This window comes from Ornithinibacillus caprae, assembly GCF_009728145.1.
Lineage (GTDB): Bacteria > Bacillota > Bacilli > Bacillales > Amphibacillaceae > Ornithinibacillus > Ornithinibacillus caprae.
Window position 1 is genome coordinate 371,780 of the sequence record NZ_WOCA01000002.1, and the last position, 23,318, is coordinate 395,097.

General features: G+C 38.7%; 21 protein-coding genes. 16 read left to right on the forward strand and 5 right to left on the reverse strand.

Going from position 1 to position 23,318, the window contains the following annotated elements; all coding sequences use genetic code 11:
• Positions 1-62 precede the first annotated feature (62 nt).
• The 6 genes from GMD78_RS04500 to guaC all read left to right on the forward strand — a co-directional run bounded on the left by GMD78_RS04500 (position 63) and on the right by guaC (position 5,662).
• Positions 63-890 (forward strand): MIP/aquaporin family protein, encoded by an 828-nt coding sequence (locus GMD78_RS04500; protein WP_155667515.1) that lies wholly within the window; start codon positions 63-65, stop codon positions 888-890.
• 35 nt (positions 891-925) lie between these two features.
• Positions 926-2,419, forward strand: coding sequence for a glycerol kinase GlpK (glpK, locus tag GMD78_RS04505; protein WP_155667518.1), 1,494 nt, complete (start codon positions 926-928; stop codon positions 2,417-2,419).
• Between the two features lie 74 nt (positions 2,420-2,493).
• Positions 2,494-3,483: a dihydroxyacetone kinase subunit DhaK gene (gene dhaK / locus GMD78_RS04510; RefSeq protein ID WP_155667520.1), complete on the forward strand. Its 990-nt coding sequence runs from the start codon at positions 2,494-2,496 to the stop codon at positions 3,481-3,483.
• A 12-nt stretch (positions 3,484-3,495) separates the two neighbouring features.
• Positions 3,496-4,113, forward strand: coding sequence for a dihydroxyacetone kinase subunit DhaL (gene dhaL, locus GMD78_RS04515; protein WP_425495044.1), 618 nt, complete (start codon positions 3,496-3,498; stop codon positions 4,111-4,113).
• The gene (gene dhaM, locus GMD78_RS04520) at positions 4,114-4,482 is read left to right on the forward strand and encodes a dihydroxyacetone kinase phosphoryl donor subunit DhaM (RefSeq protein WP_155667522.1); all 369 of its coding nucleotides are present in this window, start codon (positions 4,114-4,116) and stop codon (positions 4,480-4,482) included.
• Between the two features lie 199 nt (positions 4,483-4,681).
• The gene (gene guaC / locus GMD78_RS04525) at positions 4,682-5,662 is read left to right on the forward strand and encodes a GMP reductase (protein WP_155667524.1); all 981 of its coding nucleotides are present in this window, start codon (positions 4,682-4,684) and stop codon (positions 5,660-5,662) included.
• Between the two features lie 194 nt (positions 5,663-5,856).
• Here the strand turns inward: guaC and GMD78_RS04530 are convergent, their stop codons facing one another.
• Positions 5,857-6,225 carry a DUF3899 domain-containing protein gene (locus tag GMD78_RS04530; protein WP_155667526.1) on the reverse strand — a complete coding sequence of 123 codons (369 nt, stop codon included), beginning with the start codon at positions 6,223-6,225 and terminating at the stop codon, positions 5,857-5,859.
• Between the two features lie 381 nt (positions 6,226-6,606).
• On the opposite strand from GMD78_RS04530, the gene GMD78_RS04535 reads away from it, so the two are divergent.
• The 10 genes from GMD78_RS04535 (at position 6,607) to cbpA (ending at position 18,343) form a co-directional block, all read left to right on the forward strand.
• On the forward strand, positions 6,607-8,277 hold the full coding sequence (locus tag GMD78_RS04535; RefSeq protein ID WP_343042116.1) for a peptide ABC transporter substrate-binding protein: 1,671 nt from the start codon (positions 6,607-6,609) through the stop codon (positions 8,275-8,277).
• A gap of 151 nt (positions 8,278-8,428) precedes the next feature.
• Positions 8,429-9,367 (forward strand): ABC transporter permease, encoded by a 939-nt coding sequence (locus tag GMD78_RS04540; protein WP_343042117.1) that lies wholly within the window; start codon positions 8,429-8,431, stop codon positions 9,365-9,367.
• Entirely contained in the window at positions 9,357-10,367 is a 1,011-nt protein-coding gene (gene opp3C / locus GMD78_RS04545) for an oligopeptide ABC transporter permease (protein WP_155667528.1), read from the forward strand. The genes GMD78_RS04540 and opp3C overlap by 11 nt, the downstream gene beginning before the upstream one ends.
• 15 nt (positions 10,368-10,382) lie before the next feature.
• A complete protein-coding gene (locus GMD78_RS04550; protein WP_155667530.1) occupies positions 10,383-11,420 on the forward strand; it encodes an ABC transporter ATP-binding protein in 1,038 nt (345 codons plus the stop codon).
• A gap of 28 nt (positions 11,421-11,448) precedes the next feature.
• On the forward strand, positions 11,449-12,357 hold the full coding sequence (locus GMD78_RS04555) for an ABC transporter ATP-binding protein (protein ID WP_155667629.1): 909 nt from the start codon (positions 11,449-11,451) through the stop codon (positions 12,355-12,357).
• Between the two features lie 266 nt (positions 12,358-12,623).
• Positions 12,624-14,048, forward strand: a complete 1,425-nt coding sequence (locus GMD78_RS04560; protein ID WP_155667532.1) for a serine hydrolase — start codon at positions 12,624-12,626, stop codon at positions 14,046-14,048.
• A 365-nt stretch (positions 14,049-14,413) separates the two neighbouring features.
• On the forward strand, positions 14,414-15,538 hold the full coding sequence (locus tag GMD78_RS04565; protein WP_155667534.1) for a M20 peptidase aminoacylase family protein: 1,125 nt from the start codon (positions 14,414-14,416) through the stop codon (positions 15,536-15,538).
• A gap of 12 nt (positions 15,539-15,550) precedes the next feature.
• Positions 15,551-16,342, forward strand: a complete 792-nt coding sequence (locus GMD78_RS04570; protein ID WP_196493723.1) for a GNAT family N-acetyltransferase — start codon at positions 15,551-15,553, stop codon at positions 16,340-16,342.
• Positions 16,343-16,412: 70 nt separating this feature from the next.
• Positions 16,413-17,528: an o-succinylbenzoate synthase gene (gene menC, locus GMD78_RS04575; protein ID WP_155667538.1), complete on the forward strand. Its 1,116-nt coding sequence runs from the start codon at positions 16,413-16,415 to the stop codon at positions 17,526-17,528.
• A gap of 185 nt (positions 17,529-17,713) precedes the next feature.
• Entirely contained in the window at positions 17,714-18,343 is a 630-nt protein-coding gene (cbpA, locus tag GMD78_RS04580; RefSeq protein WP_155667540.1) for a cyclic di-AMP binding protein CbpA, read from the forward strand.
• A gap of 135 nt (positions 18,344-18,478) precedes the next feature.
• On the opposite strand, the gene GMD78_RS04585 is transcribed toward cbpA, so the two are convergent.
• The 4 genes from GMD78_RS04585 to GMD78_RS04600 form a co-directional block, all read right to left on the reverse strand.
• Positions 18,479-19,555 carry an N-acetylmuramoyl-L-alanine amidase family protein gene (locus GMD78_RS04585; protein WP_155667542.1) on the reverse strand — a complete coding sequence of 359 codons (1,077 nt, stop codon included), beginning with the start codon at positions 19,553-19,555 and terminating at the stop codon, positions 18,479-18,481.
• Positions 19,556-20,008: 453 nt separating this feature from the next.
• Positions 20,009-20,575, reverse strand: coding sequence for a GTP cyclohydrolase I FolE (gene folE / locus GMD78_RS04590; RefSeq protein ID WP_155667544.1), 567 nt, complete (start codon positions 20,573-20,575; stop codon positions 20,009-20,011).
• A 20-nt stretch (positions 20,576-20,595) separates the two neighbouring features.
• Positions 20,596-21,531, reverse strand: a complete 936-nt coding sequence (locus GMD78_RS04595) for an NAD(P)/FAD-dependent oxidoreductase (RefSeq protein ID WP_155667546.1) — start codon at positions 21,529-21,531, stop codon at positions 20,596-20,598.
• 427 nt (positions 21,532-21,958) lie between these two features.
• Complete coding sequence (locus tag GMD78_RS04600; protein ID WP_155667549.1) at positions 21,959-23,311, reverse strand: hypothetical protein; 1,353 nt, start codon at positions 23,309-23,311, stop codon at positions 21,959-21,961.
• Positions 23,312-23,318 lie beyond the last annotated feature (7 nt).

Genomic DNA, 23,318 nt, shown 5'->3' on the forward strand with positions numbered 1-23,318 from the left:
AGAGCTGGCGACCATATTTTCTAAAATGATTTTTCTATATTAGAAAAGGGGTGTATGGGATTATGTCGGAGTTTTTAGCAGAACTTATTGGTACGATGATTTTAATTATTTTAGGTGGCGGTGTAGTTGGTGGAGTCGTTCTGAAAAATTCAAAAGCGGAAGGGGCAGGCTGGATCGTTGTAACAGTTGGATGGGGTCTGGCCGTTGCGATGGCCGTTTATGCAGTAGGTAGTGTATCGGGTGCACATATCAATCCAGCTGTAACACTTGGCTTTGCTTCCGTTGGCGAGTTTCCATGGGATAAGGTGCCATTATATGTTACTGCACAGATGATTGGTGCGATTATCGGTGCTGCTGTGGTTTATTTAGCTTATATAGCACATTGGCGCAAAACAGATGATCCAGCGGCAAAGCTTGCTGTATTTTCTACAGCTCCAGCAGAACGCAGTGTATTTGCAAACTTCCTAACAGAGGCAATTGGTACCTTCGTACTTTTGTTAGGTCTAATGTTTATCGGTGCCAATCAGTTTACTGAAGGGTTAAATCCACTGATAGTTGGTTTATTAATAGTTGCAATTGGAGTCTCACTAGGTGGTCCTACGGGGTATGCCATCAACCCAGCACGTGACCTTGGACCGAGGATTGCACATGCAATTTTACCTATCCATGGAAAAGGAAGCTCTGATTGGGAATATTCTTGGATACCAGTGGTGGGTCCATTATTTGGTGGTGTGTACGGTGCCGTGTTCTATCAAGCAGCTTTCTTAGGTGAATTTACCGTGTTATTCTGGGTGATGACTGTATTAGTATTAGCGGTTGTAGCTGCTGCAGTAAATGAGGATTTTAAAAAGAACGAAAATGTGGTTTCCGCAGATAAAGAAGCTGTATAATCGTAATTAATAATAAATAGGGAGGAGAAATTGATATGAGTGATACATTCATTTTAGCGCTCGACCAGGGAACGACTAGTTCTCGAGCGATATTATTTAACCATCAAGGACAAATTGTTGAAACCGCTCAGCGAGAGTTTGAACAGCATTTTCCAAAACCAGGATGGGTAGAGCATGACGCAAATGAAATTTGGACTTCCATTCTTTCGTGTATTGCTGAAGTATTGCGAAAGGCAGATGTGGATCCGAACCAAGTAGAGGGTATAGGGATAACCAATCAACGCGAAACAACGGTTGTTTGGGATAAACAAACAGGAAAGCCAGTGTACAATGCCATTGTGTGGCAATCCCGTCAAACGGCAGATATTTGTAAGGAACTTAATGAAAAGGGTTACAATGATCTGTTCCGTGATAAAACAGGATTGTTAATCGATGCCTATTTTTCCGGAACAAAAGTAAAGTGGATCTTAGATAATGTGGAAGGTGCTAGGGAGAAAGCTGAAAATGGAGATTTATTGTTCGGTACCATTGATACGTGGCTCGTTTATAAGCTCTCTGGTGGGAAAGCGCATGTTACCGATTATTCCAACGCTTCTCGTACATTAATGTTTAATATCTATGACTTAGAGTGGGATGATGAGTTACTTGATATTTTGACTGTGCCAAAAAGCATGCTACCTGAGGTGAAACAGTCCTCTGAGGTTTATGCTAAAACAATTGACTATCATTTCTTCGGTCATGAGGTGCCTATTGCGGGGATCGCTGGTGATCAGCAAGCTGCATTGTTCGGCCAAGCATGTTTTGAAACAGGAATGGCAAAAAATACGTACGGAACTGGATGCTTCATGCTCATGAATACTGGGGAAAAAGGTGTTAAATCTGATCACGGTCTGTTAACTACGTTAGCATGGGGAGTAGACGGAAAAGTAGAATATGCGTTAGAAGGAAGTATTTTTGTTGCAGGTTCGGCAATTCAATGGTTGCGTGATGGGTTAAAAATTATCGACAGTGCGCCTGAAAGTGAAGACTATGCGAACAAGGTAGATTCTACCGATGGAGTTTATTTGGTCCCTGCATTCGTAGGGTTAGGTACGCCATACTGGGATAGTGATGCACGTGGTGCGGTATTTGGCTTGACACGTGGTACATCGAAAGAGCATTTCATTCGTGCGACATTAGAGTCACTTGCTTATCAAACGCGAGATGTATTGGATGCGATGATCGCTGATTCTGGTATTAATCTAAAAACCTTGCGCGTCGATGGTGGTGCAGTAAAAAATAACATGCTCATGCAGTTCCAAAGTGACATTTTAGGTGTACCAGTTGATCGCCCAGTTGTTCAAGAAACAACTGCACTTGGTGCGGCTTATCTTGCTGGGTTAGCTGTTGGGTATTGGAAAGATAAAGATGAAATTGCCCAGCAATGGCAAAATGAAAAAACATTTGAAAATAATCTTGACGATGAAAGCCGGGATCAATTATATGCTGGCTGGCAAAAAGCAGTAGAAGCTACACGGACATTTAAATAAAAAAGGGGTCAGGTCCCTTGTCCCTCTCAAAGGATTGGGACAAGGGACCTGACCCCTATATGGGAGGGGAAACGATGAAAAAGATTATTAATGATCCTAATCAGGTTGTGCAGGATATGGTTGATGGTCTGGTAGCGGCATTTCCGAAAACAATGAAAAAGGTAGAAGGTACACTAGTTATAGCTCGGTCAGATGCACCGGTATCGAATAAGGTTGGGCTTGTTAGTGGTGGTGGAAGTGGGCATGAGCCTGCACATGCAGGGTATGTTGGAAAAGGGATGCTAGATGCGGCTGTTTGTGGGGAAGTATTTACATCACCAACACCTGACCAAGTTTTTGAGGCGATTAAGGCGGTTGATGGTGGAGCGGGAGTGTTTTTAGTTATTAAAAATTACACAGGAGATGTTCTCAATTTTGAAATGGCTGCAGAGCTTGCAGAAGCGGAAGGCATTCAGGTCGAGAAGGTTGTTGTGAATGATGATGTTGCAGTAGAGGATAGCTCGTTTACGACTGGAAGAAGGGGAATTGCCGGTACTGTGTTCGTGCATAAAATTGCAGGTGCCAAAGCGGAAAGTGGTGCGAGCTTAGAAGAGGTAAAGGCAGTAGCGGAAAAAGTTGTTGGTAATGTTCGTTCAATGGGAATGGCTTTGACGCCATGTATCGTTCCTGCAGCAGGTGAACCAAGCTTCAAACTAGATAATGATGAGATGGAAATCGGCATTGGTATTCATGGTGAGCCTGGGATTAATCGAACACAGATTGACTCAGCGGATGCGATTGCGACAGCGTTAACCGAAAAAGTACTGGAGGACCACGACTTTTCTGGTGAGGTTGCGGTCATGATTAATGGTCTAGGGGCTACTCCTGAAATGGAGCTTTTTATTGTAAATAAAAAGGTTCAAGAGATTCTTGCGGATAAAGGCATTTCGGTTTATAAAACGTTTGTCGGAGAATACATGACATCATTAGAAATGGCGGGTTGTTCGGTATCGTTATTGAAGCTGGATGATGAATTAAAAGAATTGTTAGATGCTGAGTCAGGTGCACCAGCATTTCGCATGTAAGGGGGAGATTCCGTGGAGTTTAATGTAGCAGATATGATCGAATGGTTCAACAAGGCCAATGAAAAAATACAGGAAAATAAGGCGTATCTCACCTCACTAGATCAACCAATCGGTGATGGTGACCATGGAATTAATATGGCTAGAGGTTTTCAAGAAGTAGCTGGAAAGCTATCAGAGAATGATTATACCGATATTTCTGCTATATTAAAGGAAGTTGCCATGACCCTGCTAGCTAAGGTTGGAGGTGCTTCTGGTCCTTTGTATGGAACGGTATTTTTGAAAATGTCCATGACACTAAAAGGAAGGGATGTTGTCGATGGAACTGCATTTACGAAGGGACTGGAAGATGCACTTGCCGGAGTGAAACAACGCGGGAAAGCAGAGACCGGTGAAAAGACGCTCGTTGATGTTTGGCAGGCAGTTGTGGAATATTTTCAAGCTGGTAATATTACTGCGGACGGATTGGTAGAAGTGGCTGCTAGGGCTAAGGAACGAACAAAAGATATGGTAGCTACGAAAGGGAGAGCTGCCTACTTTAAAGAGAAATCAAAAGGGCATATTGATCCAGGATCGGCATCTTCGTATTTGGTTTTTGAGGCATTAGCTGATGTGATGAAGGAGAAGCACTAAATGGAGTATGTAGGTATCGTGCTCATATCTCATAGTTCTAAAATTGTAGAAGGACTGAAGGAGTTAATCCAGCAGGTGATTACGGATGTGCCGATTGAAATTGCAGGGGGAACGGATCAAAATGAAATTGGCACAAGTATCGAAAAGATTATTTCTGCAATAGATGCTGCGGATCAAGGAAAAGGTGTGACCGTTTTTTATGACCTAGGCAGTGCGAAAATGAATGCCGAGATGGCGATAGAAATGGTTGATGGCAATGTTCGGGTTGTTGAAGCTCCACTAATAGAAGGAGCTTATGTAGCTGCAGTAGAATCAAATATGGGAAAAAATTTAACGGAAGTTTGTGAAGCTGTGGAGAAGGAATTTTAATATACGCAAATATAATTTGAGAGTCGTCCTATATGTGGGGCGACTCTTTTTTGGGACGGTGGACCCGACCCCATGTCCCATCCCCCCGACCCCGACAGTGAAAAAATGTTTTGACATCTTTCTTAAAATGAGTTACATTACTAAAGGCGAACGATTTAAAGTTAACTAATTATAATATTCGTGTTTAGGGGTGTGTACCATGGAGAATATATTTGATTATGAAGATATCCAATTGATTCCACGAAAATGCGTAGTAAATAGTAGGTCTGAATGTGATGCGAAGGTTACTCTTGGTGGCCATACATTTAAGCTACCAGTAGTGCCTGCGAATATGCAGACAATTATTGATGAAACTATCGCCATTTATTTAGCTGAAAATGGTTATTTCTATATCATGCATCGGTTTGAACCGGAGAAGCGTACTCATTTTATAAAAGATATGAAGTCGCGAGGATTAATTGCTTCGATTAGTGTTGGAGTAAAAGCGGAGGAATATCAATTTGTGGAAGAGATTGCTAAGGAAAATTTAGTCCCAGAGTTCATTACGATCGATATTGCACATGGGCATTCGAATGCAGTCATTGAAATGATTAAGCATATAAAGAACCATTTACCAGAGACGTTTGTTATTGCTGGTAATGTTGGGACACCAGAAGCGGTTCGGGAGTTAGAAGAGGCTGGCGCTGATGCAACAAAAGTTGGGATTGGACCTGGAAAGGTTTGTATTACAAAAATTAAAACTGGATTTGGAACTGGTGGCTGGCAACTAGCTGCAGTTAAGGCATGTGCTGAGGTTGCGACAAAGCCGATTATTGCTGATGGAGGAATCCGTACACATGGAGATATCGCAAAATCAATTCGCTTCGGAGCAACTATGGTGATGATTGGATCCTTGTTTGCGGGTCATGAGGAATCACCAGGTGAGACAGTTGAAATCGATGGATTATTGTATAAAGAGTATTTTGGTTCTGCTTCTGAATATCAAAAAGGTGAAAAGAAAAATGTAGAAGGTAAGAAAATGATCGTGGAGTATAAAGGGAACTTACAGGATACCTTAACCGAGATGGAGCAGGATCTACAATCTTCTATTTCTTATGCGGGTGGTACGACATTGGATGCAATTCGTGAAGTGGATTATGTTGTCGTGAAGAATTCGATTTTTAATGGAGACCGTATTTAAATAATTGGAATAAGAAAAAAGCTGTTAGAACAGGGATTATCTCAACCGTTCTAACAGTTTTTTTAGTGTATAGAAAATTATAAAATAGTCAAGATGTGGATAACTACACGATAGCCATGTCCAGCACCTGCGCCTACGCCTACGTTTTTGTTCGTATTTTTTAAAATTTCTAATAGGTAAAATCGTATTAAGTTTCAAATTAAGAGAATCATAGAAATGATCGTTGAGAATAAGACTAATATCCCCCCTGCTATTAGTAAAGGATAACGGATTGGTAAGTTAATAGAAGAAATAGAGGGGGTAAGCTCTTTTCTTTCAACCTGATTAACAACTTCTTCTGTTTTGCTAATTTTTTTGAAAAAATATTTAAAATTATGAATGAAGCCTTGAAAAAATCCTACGTGTATAAGCAGCATAACTGAACCGATAACAGTAACAACTAATGCACATGCAAACAATATATTAATCCAATGAAGGATATTAATAGATCTATAAAATAGCATGGTTAATGGTAGTGAAAGAACCACCGTTATGAATATGATCAACAAACTTGCTTTTTTCATTGCAAATCCCCGTTTCTAAAATCAAATCTATGTTTTCATTATATGTACAATTTAAATATTAATCTAGTCATTATTCTGAAAATGTGTTAAACTATCAATTAATTAAATTTTTCTTTGAATTTTGAATAAATGGAAAACAGTGGAATTTTGAAGTAATGAATGAAGGGGTATCTTAGCTGCCCACTTCATTCATAATATTTTATCAACCCAGACATAGGTTAAATTAGAAAAAGGTACATAAATGTTTTGGGTGGAAAAGGAGGGAAGAAAATCATTTTAAATAAATTATTACTAGAACTCTCTATAAAATCTAAGAAATAGCAATTAAATAATCAGAACATTCAGTTCTGTTAAAAAACTTTTATCCAAGGGGGAAATAATGTGAAGAAGTTTTTATGGTTTTTATTGATAGCCACTTTTATGGTTTTTGTAGCTGGATGTGGTTTTGGGGATAATTCAGAAGATGCGACTTCAGATAATGATAATTCGTCATCTGAAACGGATGATGGAGATACTTCTGAAAGCGCCATTGAAGGTGATAAGGTTATTAATCTAGTTTCAACAGCAGACATTCCGACGTTAGATTCTGCCCATGCACATGATGGTGTAGCATTTACAGTACTTAACAACGTAAATGAAGGACTTTACCGTAGTAATGAGAACCATATTCCAGAGTTAGCAATTGCTGAGGATCATCAGGTTAGTGACGATGGTACAGTTCATACATTTACATTACGTGATGCGCAGTGGAGTAATGGTGAACCTGTTACTGCTCACGATTTTGAATACTCATGGAAACGTATTTTTGAGGTCGTTGGACATTACAATGTTATGTTTGAGACAGCAGGCATTAAAAATGCATCCGCTATCATTGATGGAGAAGCATCACCAGATGAGTTAGGTGTTGTAGCAGAAGATGATAAAACATTAGTCGTTACACTGGAAGGTCCTAATTCCTTGTTCACTCAATTATTGACTTTTCCGGTATTCTTACCACAAAACCAAGCATTTGTTGAAGAAATGGGAGATGAATATGGAGTAGAAGCAGATAAAATTTTATTTAATGGACCATTTGTTCTTGAATCATGGCAACATGATCAAGGGTGGACATATAAAAAGAATCCTGATTACTGGGATGCTGATGCTGTAAATCTTGATGGAATTAATGTGAATGTGGTTAAAGAAATATCTACAGCGGTTAATCTATGGGAAACAGAAGCGGTTGATCGAATTACCATTTCATCTGCCTATGTAGACGAATATAGGAACGATGAAAGCTTTAATAATGAAGTAATCGCATCCATCGTGTTTATGCGATTCAATCATAATCTAGAACATTTCCAAAATGCTAATATTCGTAAGGCGATTGATATGGCAATTGATAAAGAAGGTTTAACTAGTACTATTTTGAATAATGGTTCTGAACCTCTTTATTCTTTAGTACCTTATGAATTCTCATACTCACCAGATGAAGAAAAAGATTTCCGCGAGTTAAATGGTGAATTTAATCAAGGTTCTGCAGAAGATGCTCAAGCATTATGGGAGCAAGGACTATCTGAAATTGGAAGTGATGGATTTGAATTTGCTCTAACAGTTGCGGACGATGACAACCATGTGAAGAGTGCTGAATTTATAAAAAATCAGCTTGAAACAAATTTACCTGGTATTACAGTTGAAATAAAAACAGTACCATTTGAAGCACGTTTGGAACAAGAAAAAGCAGTCGAATACGATATGGTAGTTTCGACTTGGGGGCCAGATTATGGAGATCCAATGACATATATTGATATGTGGGTAACGGATGGCCCAGCTAACCGCATGGACTACTCTGATGAAGAGTTTGACAGCTTGGTTGCACAAGCTAAAGTGGAAACTGATGCAGCGGTACGTTATCAATTAATGCTAGATGCGGAGAAACACCTACTTGATGAAATGCATATTGCTCCACTTTATCAACGTGCTGATGCAATACTCACACGTCCAAACATCAAAGGTCTTGTTCGCCACCCTGCGGCACCAGAATTTGAGTATAAATGGGTAGATGTAGAGTAATTTGATGGATAAAAGGGGGCGTATGTTGTGCCCTCTTTTTTTATTTTACAGATAGATTGTGTGAATTTTTAAGTTACATAAGTGCAATGAAGGCTTTATCCAAGGCAAAAACCCAGTTTTCTAATGATTATATCGAACGAGAGGTGAGAATGTGCTCAAATTTATTTTGCAACGCCTAGGTTATATGGCGATTACCTTATTAATCATTATCACTATTACGTTCTTTCTAATGCAGCTTTTACCGGGTACTCCCTTTAGTAACCCGGAAAAACTAAGTGATAGACAAATTGAAATAATGAATGAAAAATATGGATTGGACAAGCCATTGGCGATTCAATATTTCACGTATTTAGGTAATCTACTACAAGGTGATCTCGGTATTTCCTTCCAGTCCCAGGGTCGGACTGTTAATGCTATGATTGCTGAGCGAATTGGTCCGTCTGCTCTAATTGGCGGACAAGGTGTTGTAATTGGCCTTGTATTAGGTTTAATTTTAGGGATAATCTCAGCGCTTAAGCATAATACCATTTTTGATTATGGATCGGTATTTGTTGCGGTATTAGGAATGTCTATCCCATCGTTTGTTTTTGCAGCATTAATGCAGTATTTTATCGGTGTGAAATGGGGCTTGCTGCCAGCTGCACTATGGAAGGATTATAGTTATTCAATTATGCCTTCATTAGCATTATCGGTTTTAGTTACTGCAACGGTAGCTAGGTTTATCCGCTCTGAAATGCTAGAGGTTCTTGGACAAGATTATGTCAATACAGCACGAGCCAAAGGAATTAAAGAATTCAGTGTGATTATTCGACATGTTTTACGTAATGCACTGATTCCGGTAGTTACGGTTTTAGGGCCACTAGCGGTAAGTATTATGACGGGAACTCTTGTTATCGAAAAAATATTTGCAGTTCCTGGTTTAGGAGAGCAGTTTACGCTATCTATTTTAGTCAATGATTATAGTGTCATTATGGGAATTACGTTATTTTATAGTGCTTTATTTATTTTCGTGATATTTTTAGTTGATATTTTATATGGTATTTTGGATCCACGTATTAGCATAGGGGGAGGGAAAAAAGATGTCAGATAATCGTCAGGAAATAACAGATGATCTGTTTGTACATGAACCCCTTGAGGAAGGGAAAGCAGAAGAAATAGCAAATCCCCCCTCGAATTTTTGGAAAGAAGCTACGGTTCGATTATTAAAAAATAAGGGAGCAGTAATCGGTCTAATCACAATTATTGTGATCTCGATATTAGCAATTTTTGGACCACTGATGAATGAATATGATTATAGAGAGCAGGATTTGCTACGTTCTAATTTACCACCACTTGCTGCTGGATTAGAATGGCTTGGACTTGATGGTACGAATTCTCATCATACAAATGTATATGAGGAAAGGTCTATCACAAATGCTCCAGCATGGTTTGGTACCGATGAATTTGGTCGGGATTTATGGACAAGGGTGTGGAAAGGAACGCAAATATCCTTATTTATTGCTCTAACTGCAGCTTTCTTAGATTTGATGATTGGAGTTATCTACGGTGGAATCTCAGCGTATTACGGAGGTAAAGTGGATGACTTTATGCAACGAATTGTAGAGGTTTTGGTAGGGATACCGAACCTAATTCTTATCATTTTATTTATCCTTATTTTAGAGCCAGGAATTACATCGATAATTTTAGCAATGGTTATCACTGGCTGGGTTAACATGTCAAGGATTGTCCGTGGGCAGATCTTACAATTAAAAGGACAAGAGTTTGTGCTTGCATCTCGAGCACTGGGAGCATCACACAATCAATTAATGTGGAAACATTTAATCCCAAATGTTATGGGGCCAATTATTGTTACGTTGATGTTTACGATTCCGACAGCTATTTTCTTTGAGGCCTTTTTAAGCTTCATTGGACTAGGGCTACAGCCACCACTAGCATCATTGGGAACCTTAATCGAGAATGGCTATCAGGAAATGAGGTATTTTTCCTATAAACTGATCTTCCCAGCTATAATTATCAGTGCAATTATGATTAGTTTTAATGTCTTAGGGGATGGCCTACGAGATGCGCTTGATCCAAAAATGAGAAAATAACAGAGGAGGACAACCATGACTGATACCATTTTATCTGTTGAAAACCTTGATGTTTCTTTTCAGTCATACAATGGCCTTATCAAAGCAGTACGTGGAGTAACCTTTGACTTAAAGAAAGGAGAAACATTAGCCATTGTTGGCGAGTCTGGGTCGGGTAAGTCAGTGACGGCTAAAAGCATCATGCAATTACTCCCAAAGAAAACAACGGTAATTAATAATGGTTCCATTGTTTATGAAGGAAACGACCTTTTAACATATAGCAAAAAAGAAATGGAAAAAATTCGTGGATCAGAAATTTCCATGGTATTTCAAGATCCGATGACTTCCTTAAATCCAACGATGAAGATTGGAAAGCAAGTAATGGAAGGAATACTTAAGCATAAAAAAATCAGTAAGAAAGAAGCGTTTGTTCGAGCGAAAGAATTATTAGAACTTGTAGGGATTCCTAATGCAGAAGAACGTATGAAGTCTTACCCACATGAATTCTCAGGAGGGATGAGACAACGAGTTATTATTGCAATGGCATTAGCGAGTGATCCAAGTGTTTTAATTGCAGATGAACCTACTACTGCACTGGATGTAACCATACAAGCACAAATACTAGATTTAATGAAAAATATCCAAAAAAAGACTGGTACGTCTATCTTAATCATTACGCACGATTTAGGTGTAGTAGTTAATATGGCTAAGCGTGTTGCTGTTATGTATGCAGGGCAAATCGTTGAAACAGGTACGCTTGAGGAAATCTTTTATGATTCTAAACATCCTTATACATGGGGACTCATGCAATCTATGCCAAAGTTACATCAGGATCGTTCGGTACCACTTATTCCTATTGCTGGTTCACCACCTGATGTGAGCAAATTACATGATGGGTGTCCATTTGCTGCCAGATGTCCATACGTAATGAAGGTTTGTCATAATCACATGCCAGACCAGTCTACTATTTCAGGTACACATTCGGTTTCTTGTTGGTTACAAGATGAAAGGGCTCCTCACGTTGAAAAGCCTGAACTTGGAGGGAATAACGTTGACAAATCAAAAACTAGTTGAAGTAAAAAACCTAAGAAAACACTTTAAAATGGGTAAAAAGCAGCTTAAAGCTGTTGATAATATAACCTTTGATATTTATGAAGGGGAAACTTTAGGTTTAGTTGGTGAATCTGGTTGTGGGAAGTCAACGATTGGAAGAACAATATTAAACCTGTACCAAGCAACGGATGGACAGGTTATTTATAAGGGAAGAAATTTGCAAGAAAATCTATCAACTAAAGATAGGAAGTATTACCAAGAAAAAATGCAAATGATTTTTCAGGATCCTTATTCCTCTCTAGATCCAAGAATGACAGTCTTAGACATTGTGAGTGAAGGGTTAAAAATTCACCGACCAGATATGGACAAGAAGGAAATGAGCGATCGAGTATACGATTTACTAGAATTGGTAGGCTTAAATAAAAATCATGCCAAACGTTATCCGCATGAATTTAGTGGAGGTCAGCGCCAACGTATTGGTATCGCTCGTTCATTGGCGGTTAATCCGGAGTTTATTATTGCTGATGAACCCATTGCCGCACTAGATGTTTCGATTCAGGCTCAGGTGGTGAACTTGTTAAAAGAGTTACAAAGAGATCGTGGCCTCACTTATTTATTCATTGCCCATGACTTATCGATGGTGAAATATATAAGTGATCGTGTTGCGGTAATGTACCTTGGGAAAATGGTGGAGTTAACCACTAGTGAAGAGTTATATGAAGATCCGCTACATCCTTATACAAAAGCTCTTTTGTCAGCTGTCCCTATACCTGATCCTAAAATTGAGCAACAGCGTGAGCGTATTATTTTAACTGGAGATATCCCTAGCCCAATTGATCCACCAAGTGGCTGCAGTTTTCGAACAAGATGCCCAATGGCCAAGGAAATTTGTGCAGAGATAGTTCCAGAGTGGAAAGAAGTTAAAAAAGATCATTATGTTGCATGTCACTTGTACTAGGTTAGAAAAGTGGTAGATTTATGATTGCTCCTCTTTGTGAGACTATTACCAGTCACACGCAGGAAAAAAAGCTGAAATATAAGTTGTTAGATCGATAGATAACTACTCTATGATTTAACAACTTTTTCTGCATATTTGTCGATAGATATCATAGTCAAAATGTTACATAACGTGATAACTCCTGAATTATAAAATCCTTTAAGAAAGTGTTATAACGGTAGGATATTTCCTTTGTATGAATAATAAAGTAGAAAAGAGGTTCAAACATGACAAATAAAGTTTTTATGGGAAGCTTTGAAGAATATGCTCGTAAACTAATACGTGATTATCAAATACCAGGTGTTTCCATCGGTTTAAATCAAGGTGGAAAATCTGTCTATTATCAAGGGTTGGGGTATCGAGATATAGACAATAGTTTACCAGTAACTGGTGACACAGTTTTTGGAATTGCATCTATTACCAAATCGTTTACAGGAGTAGCGATTATGAAATTACAAGAAGCTGGAAAATTATCAGTACATGATGAAGTAGTTGATCATTTACCAGAATTTAAAACAACAGATCCTGAAAGAACTGCACAAATGACCATTCATCACTTTTTAACCAATTCATCTGGGCTTCCACCATTACCTTCTCTTATATATGCCAACAAGCGTAGCATGGATAAAGATCCTTCTAAGGATGATTATCCAGGATTAACTATTTCAGAAAATGTATCTCAAGGTCCAATTGATACGTACGAAGAGTTAATGAACTTTATCGGAAAATTAGACTTTGAATTGTTAGGATCTCCTGGTCAACATTTTAGCTATTCAAATGACGCTTTTGCATTGCTAGGAGCAATTATTGAGCGAGCAAGTGGGCAATCATATGAATCATTTGTAAAAGATAATATATTAGTACCTGCTGGTATGAGAAATACCACATTCGATCTTAATGATTTAAACGAACATGATGACATTACGATGCTTTATGCATCAAAAGAAATGGATGGCAAAACGAATGTATATTCGGCACCTGTTTGGTGGGATGCTCCTGCTATGCGGCCTGCTGGCTACTTGAAATCTACTGTTCATGATATGCTGAAATATACAGAAATATATCGTAATAAAGGTGTTGTAAACGGAGTACGTATTATCTCAGAAAAAAGTGTAAAACAAATGATTTATCCTTATATTGAGGCAGAGCCAGGTAAATATTACGGCTATGGTTTAATGATAACACCGGATTACTATGGGAATACATTAATAGAGCATGGTGGAAACTTAAAAGCGATTGCTTCTTTCATGTGTATTATTCCTGAAAAAGGGGTAACTGGTGTCGTATTAACTAATCTTGCTGGTGTACCTGCTACTAGTCTATTAATGGGAGCATTAAATGATTTTCAAAGTAGAGAAGTAACAGCATCTCATAAGAACCTTGAAGAAGTCGACATATCTTTAGAACAATTACAAAAATATGTTGGTACATATACATCAAATGAAGGAATGCAAGTAACAATTGGTGTTAAAGATGGCAAACTAACATGTTTCACTCAAGGATCCTATCATTCTATTCGGTGCGTAGGAGAGGATATTTTTGTTGTTCAGTTGAAAGACCAGGAAGAAACAATCCGCTTCATTACAGACCATAATGGAAAAGTAGATCGAATCGGATACCATTTCAGACAATTTCCAAAATCCCAAGAATAGGGGTTGCTGAACATAAAGAGTTTGCTTTTCTTAGAAAATAATGGGGCTGTTTTAGATTCATAATGTTTCATTGCACATGCAATAAAGATGATTCAACAGTTGTTACCGTAGGATGTGAGTTATAACAACATTATATGGTTGACAGTATTACATTATCTTAAGGACAATACTATGGAGGGAAGACATTCTATATTTGTGTACATAGACTAAAGCTCTAAGCCATAAGTCAATTAGAAACAAAATAACTGCATGTAGGTAATCCATCTTAAAATATATTCTAGATGGATGGAAATTACAAACACGTTATCTATCTAATCAGAGCCCTTATTTGATTACAGACAAAACAAGAGAAAGGAGCTATTAACATGACGACAAATTCCGACAAATATCGAGGAGTGACAGGCACCTTCCAATATTTGCATGATAATCCAGAGGTGAGTTGGGAGGAGTTTGGTACGACGGATTATATTCGGGGGCTTTTTGAGGGTCGTGATGATTGTAGAATTACGACGTTTGAGGGTTCTCCGGGATTGGTTATTGAGATTGGACAGGGAAAGCCAGTTATTGGGTTACGGGCTGATATGGATGCATTATGGCAGGAAGTCGACGGTAAATTCCAGGCTAACCATTCCTGTGGGCATGATGCACATATGACAATCGTGATCGGGACGTTATGGAGGCTGTTAGAAAATGGTTATCCAGATAAAGGTACGTTCCGGTTTATTTTTCAGCCTGCTGAGGAAAAAGGGACAGGTGCATTAGCATATGTTGAAAAAGGAATCGTAGATGATGTTGAATATCTATATGGAATGCATTTACGACCAATCCAAGAACTGCGTTATGGCCAGTTTGCGCCAGCTATACAACACGGGGCAGCACGATTTTTGCAAGGAACGATTCGTGGAGAAGATGCCCATGGTGCAAGGCCCCATTTGAATGCCAATGCAATCCAGGTTGGTAGTGAGCTTGTCCAACAGTTAAATAATATTCATATGGATCCGATGGTTCCTTATTCAGTTAAAATGACAAGCTTTCATGCTGGTGGGGAAAGCTCCAATATTATCCCAGGGAACGGTACGTTTTCTCTTGACGTTCGGGCACAAACAAATGAAGTAATGGCTGCATTAACGGAAAAAATTGAGGATATAGTCAACATGCTGTCTGCGTATCATGGAGTGGAGATTAAGTTAGAAATTGGTGCAAATATTGCTGCAGCTGTAATCAATGAGGAAGCAATTGAAATCATGGAAGAAGCAATTATTCAAACAGCTGGAGAAGCAAAATTAGCACCTATGATTACGACAACTGGTGGGGATGATTTTCATTTTTATACAATTAAACGACCGAATATAAAGGCAACCATGCTTGCAATTGGCTGTGATTTAGAGCCAGGACTGCATCATCCAACAATGACATTTAATCATCAAGCGATTCCAGAAGCTATTAACGTGTTGACGAGAGCACTTATACATACTGCTGAGAAAAACTAAGGGGGAATGTTTATGCATGAAAACATTGAAATCCGACGATTAACTACAATGGAGGAATTGTATCACATGCAAGAAGTAGAGGAAGCTGTTTGGCAGGCACCACCTACACCAGTTCATCAGACGTACACGGCATCTTATAACGGTGGATTGATGCTAGGAGCCTATGATGGGGAAAAGATGATTGGCTTCCAATACAGCTTTGCAGGCTTTGATGGGAAAAATCCTTATCTTTGCTCACATATGCTTGGAATTTTGCCGGAATACCGGCGTGGTGGACTTGGAGTAAAAATGAAACTAAAACAAGCTGAGATAGCAAGAGAATTAGGCTATGACATGATGACATGGACCTTTGATCCGTTGGAAAGCTTAAACGCATATTTGAATTTGCATAAGCTTGAGGGTGTGGGTGCATCCTATAAGGTCAATCATTATGGCATGATGGACGATGGCTTGAATAAAGGGCTTCCTACTGATCGGATTCAAATCGAATGGTGGTTGAACGAGGATAAGAATGATCAACGTCCTGTATTTGATAAGGGTGCGGTGCTCCTTCGTATGGATGATCGTGATGAGCCAGCTGTAACCGAATATTTTTCCGATGAATTCTTGGATACCTCTCAACCTGCTTGGTTTGTGGCTATACCGGAAAAAATCCAAGATATGAAAAGAACGAATCCAGAGCTTGCAATCAAGTGGCGCTATGAAACTCGAAAAGTGTTTGTAGAACTATTTGCGAATGGATACAAGGCAACAGATTTGATCCGAAAAGATGTGGGAAGTTATTATTGTTTTTCCCGTAAGTAAGAATGTAAAAGCTTCTTGCCGTAAATAAATGCTCGATACAAGCTAAGTTTCCTAAATAGGAGGTAAATATATGGCTATTCCAATTCAGAAAATTATTTTACGAAAGTTGAAGATGACATTAAATGATCCTTTTACAACAAGCTTTGGCACGATGCAGGAGAAAGAATTTTTTATTGCAGAGGCTATTGATTCAGGTGGTAATCGAGGATTTGGTGAGTCTGTTGCGTTTACGGTTCCGTGGTATAGTGAAGAATCGGTACAAACAAATTTCCATATCATGGATGATTTTTTAATAAAGATGCTACAAGAAAATGAGATTGACCACCCGAATGATGTATTAGATATTTTTTCACCAATCAGACGAAATAATATGGCTAAATCTACGTTAGAAGGTGCAATATGGGATTTGTATGCCAAACGCGAAGGGATACCTTTAGCTCAGCTTCTAGGCGGAGAAAAAACGGAAATCGATGTTGGAATTAGTATAGGCATTCAACCGACCGTTGCAGATTTGATAAACACGATTGATCACTACGTTAAAGAAGGGTATAAGCGGATTAAATTAAAAATAAAACCAGGTTGGGATATCGAGGTCCTACGTGAGGTTCGGAGACATTTTCCAAACACATTAATCATGGCGGACGCGAATTCTGCTTACACATTAGATGACGTGGATCATTTGAAAAAATTAGATGAGTTTGACCTAATGATGATTGAACAGCCGTTAGCGCATGATGATATCGTTGATCATGCGAAGCTTCAAGCAGAAATAAATACACCAATTTGCTTAGATGAAAGCATTCATTCATTGGCAGATGCTCGCAAAGCGGTGGAGCTTGGAAGCTGCAAAATTATTAATGTGAAGATTGGGCGTGTTGGTGGATTACGGGAAGCAAAACGAATTCATGATTTTTGTCAGGAGCAGGATGTACCGGTTTGGTGCGGTGGCATGTTAGAAGCAGGGGTTGGTCGTGCCCATAATATTGCATTAACGACACTACCTCAGTTTACCATGCCAGGAGATACGGCGGGATCATCGCGGTATTGGAAAAAAGATATTATAAAACCAGAGGTTGTCGTGGAAAATGGAGTTATTAAGGTACCGGATAAACCCGGGATTGGGTATGATATGGATGATGAAGCATTAGAACAATTTACGGTTGAGAAGAAAGAATATGTTTTTTAATCAAAAGCTATCTTTACTTGGCAGATAGGAAAGTATAAACTTTCCTATCCTGCATAAGTGCAACTAAGTCATTCACCATAAAGGCTTGGCGAATGCCAAGTTTTATAATTGCTATTAGTCTAGAAATATAGGAAAATATAGGTATAGGAAGTGGATGGTTGTCCACAAAATTAGGGGGGATCCATATGCTAGTCAAAAATGATTATGTGAATAAGAAAGATGTCGTGTTTGTGAAAGAAAATGACAGCATTGAGAGTGTTATGCAGAAGCTGGAAGAGTCCGGTTATAGATGTATCCCTGTACTAGATGAAGCTGGTAATAAGTATGTTGGAAATATTTATAAAGTGGATTTATTGGAATATGAAATAGATCACTCGTTAGTAGGTAGCCTATCTGATCTGATTACTGACCGTGAAGATAGCTTTGTTAAAGAAGATGACGCATTCTTTAAAGTGTTTTCTTCCATTAAAAAATTGCCATTTTTAGCAGTAGTTGACGATGATAAGGAATTCCTTGGAATTTTAACGAATGGGAATGTGATCCAAGTACTTGAAAATGCATGGGGTGTTCATAATGGTAGTTATTCCTTTACCATCGGAACGATTGAATATGCAGGTGTATTGCGTAAAATGTTAAAAGTCATAAATAAATACTGTAACGTACAAAGTGTTATTTCCTTAAATAATAATTCTCAATATGTAAGACGAGTTTGTATCGTCCTACCAAAAGACGTGGATGAAAAATTAGCAAAAGAAATCGAAATGGACTTAGACAAACATAACTTTACCGTAACCCATATTGAAAAATTGAATTAATAGGTGCCTGTCACTTGTCGAATTTTGGCGAGTGACTGGCACCTTTTCTGTTTTATTTGCTATTTGGATATTTATCGAACTTGGGCGAGAAGACTCCTTCCTCAAAACGAGACAGTGTTTAGGTGGGGGAGGATGTCAATCTTCATCAAAGAATTCAATTAGTCCGTCTGTGATGGCTTCTGCTACTTTGTTTTGATAGGTTTCTGTTTGAATCGTATCTAAATTATCGGGATTCGACATGAAACCTAGTTCTAGTAAAACGGACGGATTTTGATTTTTTCGTAAAACGAGATAGCCTGTTTTACGTATGCCACGATCCTTAATGTCTACATGTTGCATCAGACTTGTGTGAATCGATTTTGCGAGATCAAAGCTTGTATCATGATAGTAATAGGTATTAAAGCCATTAACACTTGTATCTGCAAATGAATCAAAATGCAGACTTATAAATGCATCAGCTTGATGCTTGTGACTTGTGTGAATCCGTTGATCTAGTGAAACAAAATCATCATTCTCACGAGTAAATACAACATCAGCTCCTGCGTGTTCTAGGTGTTCAGCTACTTTTTCGGCAGTAGTTAAAGTTAGTTCTTTTTCTTCGATTCCATTGGCAATTGCCCCAGCATCTTTTCCACCATGTCCTGGATCAATAACAATCTGGTAATCTTCTAATAATTCATCCGTAATCTCAAGTGCTTCATTCGATACTTGCTCATTTCGCGCTTCTACTTTTTTTAATGGACCATCGATATGTTCACCCTCTGGTAAATCAATAAATAAGGGTTCACTTCCGATGAAGTCCGATACTCGGAAATAATCCTCTGTCATTTCATCCGTGGATTCACTTTCGGGATTTTCTGTTTCTTGGTTAGTAGACTCATTACTTTTCTTATCCTCAGGATCATTGTTATTATCTGCTTCTGTATCTTCCTCAATAAAAATTAAATATCGAGAGGAAACCCATACGGATTCCCCATTATAAAAAGTTTTCACCCAACCGTCCTCTTCTTCAAATATTCGTAATCGATCACCTTCTTCAAGCTGACCAATTATCTTCGTTTCATGACTTGGTCCTGTTCTCATGTTTAAAAAAGAAGTATCTACTTCAAATAATTGTCCATTAGCCTCTGCACTAGAGATTAGTGTAGGTCCAAAGAAGAATAGTGTAAAAAAGAATCCAGTAACGAGAATGCGATTGAATAGTTTTTTCATGATTTTTCATACCTTTCCAGTAGATTAATAGTTTAGTAGAAGGATGGACAAGGTTGATAGATTTTAAACATGGTTTTGATTTTTTTTCTACTAAACATGGAAAGGTGCACGAAATTTATCCCGCATGTAACGGGCAGTAAGCCCCCCACTTCAAGACGTTGAAGTGAAGAAGGATAAGTGGGGGATCAACTGCCCGTAAATGTCCGATTGGTTCAACTAACATTCAGTGGGGAATGAAGAAAACCCCCACTGAATGAAGTTTCACTTTATTCTCCTTTGCAAGAATGAGGAGGAGATATAAATAGAACTAGCCATAACATACAGGGGGGATCTGTATCTTATGGCTAGCTGTTATAAAAGAGTTAAATTAACTTAAGATCATTTCAATTAACCTATTTAATCCTTCGACTCAGTGTTGAAAAATTATTTTGAAAGGATACCCTTGGTAGAAAATTAGCGACGAATGAATGAGAGTACTTCTGCTCTTTTCGCTGAATCCTTTTCAAAAACTCCCCTGGCTGCTGTTGTTACTGTTTGGGATCCAGGTTTTTTTACACCTCTCATGGTCATGCATAAATGTTCTGCTTCGATTACAACCAATACCCCACGTGGTGATAATGTTTCCTCAATTGCATTAGCGAGTGTTGTAGTCATTCGTTCTTGAATTTGTGGGCGCTTTGCAACAGCTTCAATTGCTTTTGCAAAGTTACCAATTCCTGTCACCTGTCCATTTTGTGGGATATAAGCGACATGAGCTTTTCCAAAAAAAGGGATTAGGTGATGCTCGCATACGGAATGAAAATCGATATCTTTTACGAGGATAAGCTCCTCGTGTTCTTCACAAAATGAGCTAGTAAAATAATCTCGAGGATCTACATTCATCCCAGAAAAAATTTCTTCATACATCGTGGCAACTCTGTTTGGTGTTTCTAAAATTCCTTCTCGATTTGTATCTTCACCGATAGCCTCAAGAATCATTTCTACAGCTTTTTTTATTTTTTCTTGTTTGCTTTGCGCCAATGTTCTTCCTCCTATCTAGTCTATGAACGTTGGAATTTATCTAATAACGTAATCCGTTTTACTGCTTGCATTGCTTGGCCAACAGCAGTTGAAATGCTTGTATATGGCGGGAAAGTGGCCACATCTCCAATAGCAAAAACATTATCCTTTGTTGTTTGTCCGAACCGGTCTACACCAATGATCCCATTTTTATCCGCTTGTACATGATCTTTTATAAACTCACTATTAGCCTTGGTACCTATGCGAATTAATAGACCATCAACGCTTTCAGTGTGGAGTGTATTGTTTTTGTTGATGGAAATGGCCGTTACTTTTTGTCCATTATCAAAAATTCTTTCCACGTTTGCATTGGTATGAACAATGACATTGGGGTGAGAATATATGGAATTAACTAGATCTTCTCGTGCTCGAAAATGGGTTGAACGATGGATTAGATGGACTATAGCACCATTCGTTGCGAGCGTGTTGGTTCCTTCTAATGCACGATCTCCACCACCAACAATCGCTACCACTTTATCCTTGTATAAATGGCCATCTTGACTAGTTGAGAAAATTTCACCCCGGTCGATCATCGCTTGTTCCCCGGGAATACCAAGTTTTTTTGGAGCTGCACCTGTTGCAATTATTAAATATTCGAATTGAACATATTGCTCAGTGTTTTCAGCTGTAATTGTTACTGTTTTTTCCTTAAGGTTTAGATTTATACATGTTGACTTTACCTTGTAATTACATGAAACGGACTGTACGTGAGAAGTAAGCTTATTCAGTAGCTCTAATCCGTTTTTGGAATGACTGCCTGGGTAGTCAATAATTTCATTTTTTATTTGATGTAACTGACCACCTAGTTGGGATTTGGATTCGATCAATAAATGGTTAACATGTAATCTCTGGCACCAAATTGCTGCGGCTATTCCAGCTGGACCTCCTCCTATAATTAAAACCTTCACTTTTTTCATAGCTTCCAGTCCTCTTGATGAATTTTTAAAGCTTGCATGTTTACTTTTCCACCTCGTTTTGTTTTTTACATCAAAAAGCCCCTACTGATTAAAACAGTAGGGGCAAGGTTATCGCAGTACCACCCCAGTTGCAAATAAATTGCATCTTTGTTTGTGTACGATCATGGGTAACTGGATTTGCGTTTAGCTAAGATAAACAGGTAGCTACTGGCATGTAATTCATGAGTAGCCCCTATACAATGAAGCTAACCATCCGTTCACTGTGATAGTAGAGCACACTACTATTGCCCTTCAAAGCATATAACTATACAAAATGGTTACTTGAATAATTTAAATTAACTGAATTATAAAGCGAGGATAAAAACATGTCAAGATTGGTGCCTGTCACTTGTCGAAATTCGACAAGTGACAGGCACCTCCCAATCTTTTACAGGAACCAGACGAATAGGCCGATGGCTAGGAAGAAGAGGGAGTTTGGTAGTGCTAGCATCATGACTTTGAGTGGGTCCACTTTTTGGTTTAGAATTCCTCCGATCAATCCACAGATAACGAATGCGGTTAATCCGACTGGTGGCATGTTTTGACCAGCTGCTGCGATGTGGGAGGCTCCTAATGCAATTAAGGTAGGATCAACGCTCATATTTTCTAGCATTGGTCCAAGGAAGGTAACGATAACAGATTGAGCGGTCGTCTGGGAACCTGTTAACATCCCAATCACAACCATGGCGAAGGCTCCACCAACTTTTACCATAGAAGATGCTAGGCTTTCGGTCATCATGGCCACCTTATCGATTAAACCTGATGCATAGAAAACACCAACCATAATCCCAGCACTGAGCTGTATCTGAACCGTTTTACTTACTTTTGCTAATCCGTTTTTAATGACTCCTTTCGTTTGTTTGTGAACGGAGGGGAATAAAAAGCTTACTAGAATGGCAACAATGATTGCACTTACGACTTGGAAGGTTACTCCTTGTAAAATAGGAATTTCTTGAAGTGGCGTCAATACCGTTGCTAGAAAGGTAATTTCGGTGAATATATTATATTCAAACAGTGTGTTGGCCATTACGATCGCAATTAATACAAGGAGTGGGATAAGTGTCTTCCATCTTTCCTTTAAAATTTGTAATACGGATTTATCAGGAATAAGCTCTGATGGCATTTTCTTCCCGCGTACAAAGCGAAATGATTCTAGCATGGCAATGATTGCTCCAAAGGTAACAGTGATAAAAGCGAGCTTGATAACAGGATTAGGGTCTGTACCAACGAGGGATGCAGATAAAAATACTCCTTGTGTGATTGGTGGCATGATCGATCCAATCGATGCTCCGAGTAGAATAATCATCCCGATTTGCTCTGGTTTTAACTTAAGCTCGGTTAGTGAATGGATGACGAGAAATCCGATAACAGTAGCGGCTGCAATTGCATCACCAAGGAAGGAACCAGCAATTATTAACGTTATAAATATGGCGATAATCAAACCTTTTGGTGAGTTACCGAATGCTGCTCGTAAGCTATTGAGTGTCGTTTCCATCGCACCTAATTTAACCTGTGATTCTGCGTAAAGACTACCAAAAACAGACAGCATAATTACCCAAGATAGCCGATCGATTCCATCGATAAATGCTAAAACAGTTTCGCCTGGGTTAAGTCCTGAAATAATTGCTGAAGAGACTGCAGCAACAATAAGAGCAATTCTAATATCCCCGCCAATCTTTGGGATTTTTTTTACTAAAGCAATGGTGAACAATAAAATTAACGGCACTAAAATTTCTGCCATTTCATCA

What these genes read in the sequence shown, in the direction of transcription:
- GMD78_RS04500 (WP_155667515.1), top strand. Translation starts at nt 63, where the DNA reads ATGTCGGAGTTTTTAGCAGAACTTATTGGTACGATGATTTTAATTATT.
- glpK (WP_155667518.1), top strand. Translation starts at nt 926, where the DNA reads ATGAGTGATACATTCATTTTAGCGCTCGACCAGGGAACGACTAGTTCT.
- dhaK (WP_155667520.1), top strand. Translation starts at nt 2,494, where the DNA reads ATGAAAAAGATTATTAATGATCCTAATCAGGTTGTGCAGGATATGGTT.
- dhaM (WP_155667522.1), top strand. Translation starts at nt 4,114, where the DNA reads ATGGAGTATGTAGGTATCGTGCTCATATCTCATAGTTCTAAAATTGTA.
- guaC (WP_155667524.1), top strand. Translation starts at nt 4,682, where the DNA reads ATGGAGAATATATTTGATTATGAAGATATCCAATTGATTCCACGAAAA.
- GMD78_RS04530 (WP_155667526.1), bottom strand. Translation starts at nt 6,225, where the DNA reads ATGAAAAAAGCAAGTTTGTTGATCATATTCATAACGGTGGTTCTTTCA.
- opp3C (WP_155667528.1), top strand. Translation starts at nt 9,357, where the DNA reads ATGTCAGATAATCGTCAGGAAATAACAGATGATCTGTTTGTACATGAA.
- GMD78_RS04550 (WP_155667530.1), top strand. Translation starts at nt 10,383, where the DNA reads ATGACTGATACCATTTTATCTGTTGAAAACCTTGATGTTTCTTTTCAG.
- GMD78_RS04555 (WP_155667629.1), top strand. Translation starts at nt 11,449, where the DNA reads ATGGGTAAAAAGCAGCTTAAAGCTGTTGATAATATAACCTTTGATATT.
- GMD78_RS04560 (WP_155667532.1), top strand. Translation starts at nt 12,624, where the DNA reads ATGACAAATAAAGTTTTTATGGGAAGCTTTGAAGAATATGCTCGTAAA.
- GMD78_RS04565 (WP_155667534.1), top strand. Translation starts at nt 14,414, where the DNA reads ATGACGACAAATTCCGACAAATATCGAGGAGTGACAGGCACCTTCCAA.
- GMD78_RS04570 (WP_196493723.1), top strand. Translation starts at nt 15,551, where the DNA reads ATGCATGAAAACATTGAAATCCGACGATTAACTACAATGGAGGAATTG.
- menC (WP_155667538.1), top strand. Translation starts at nt 16,413, where the DNA reads ATGGCTATTCCAATTCAGAAAATTATTTTACGAAAGTTGAAGATGACA.
- cbpA (WP_155667540.1), top strand. Translation starts at nt 17,714, where the DNA reads ATGCTAGTCAAAAATGATTATGTGAATAAGAAAGATGTCGTGTTTGTG.
- GMD78_RS04585 (WP_155667542.1), bottom strand. Translation starts at nt 19,555, where the DNA reads ATGAAAAAACTATTCAATCGCATTCTCGTTACTGGATTCTTTTTTACA.
- GMD78_RS04595 (WP_155667546.1), bottom strand. Translation starts at nt 21,531, where the DNA reads ATGAAAAAAGTGAAGGTTTTAATTATAGGAGGAGGTCCAGCTGGAATA.
- GMD78_RS04600 (WP_155667549.1), bottom strand. Translation starts at nt 23,311, where the DNA reads ATGGCAGAAATTTTAGTGCCGTTAATTTTATTGTTCACCATTGCTTTA.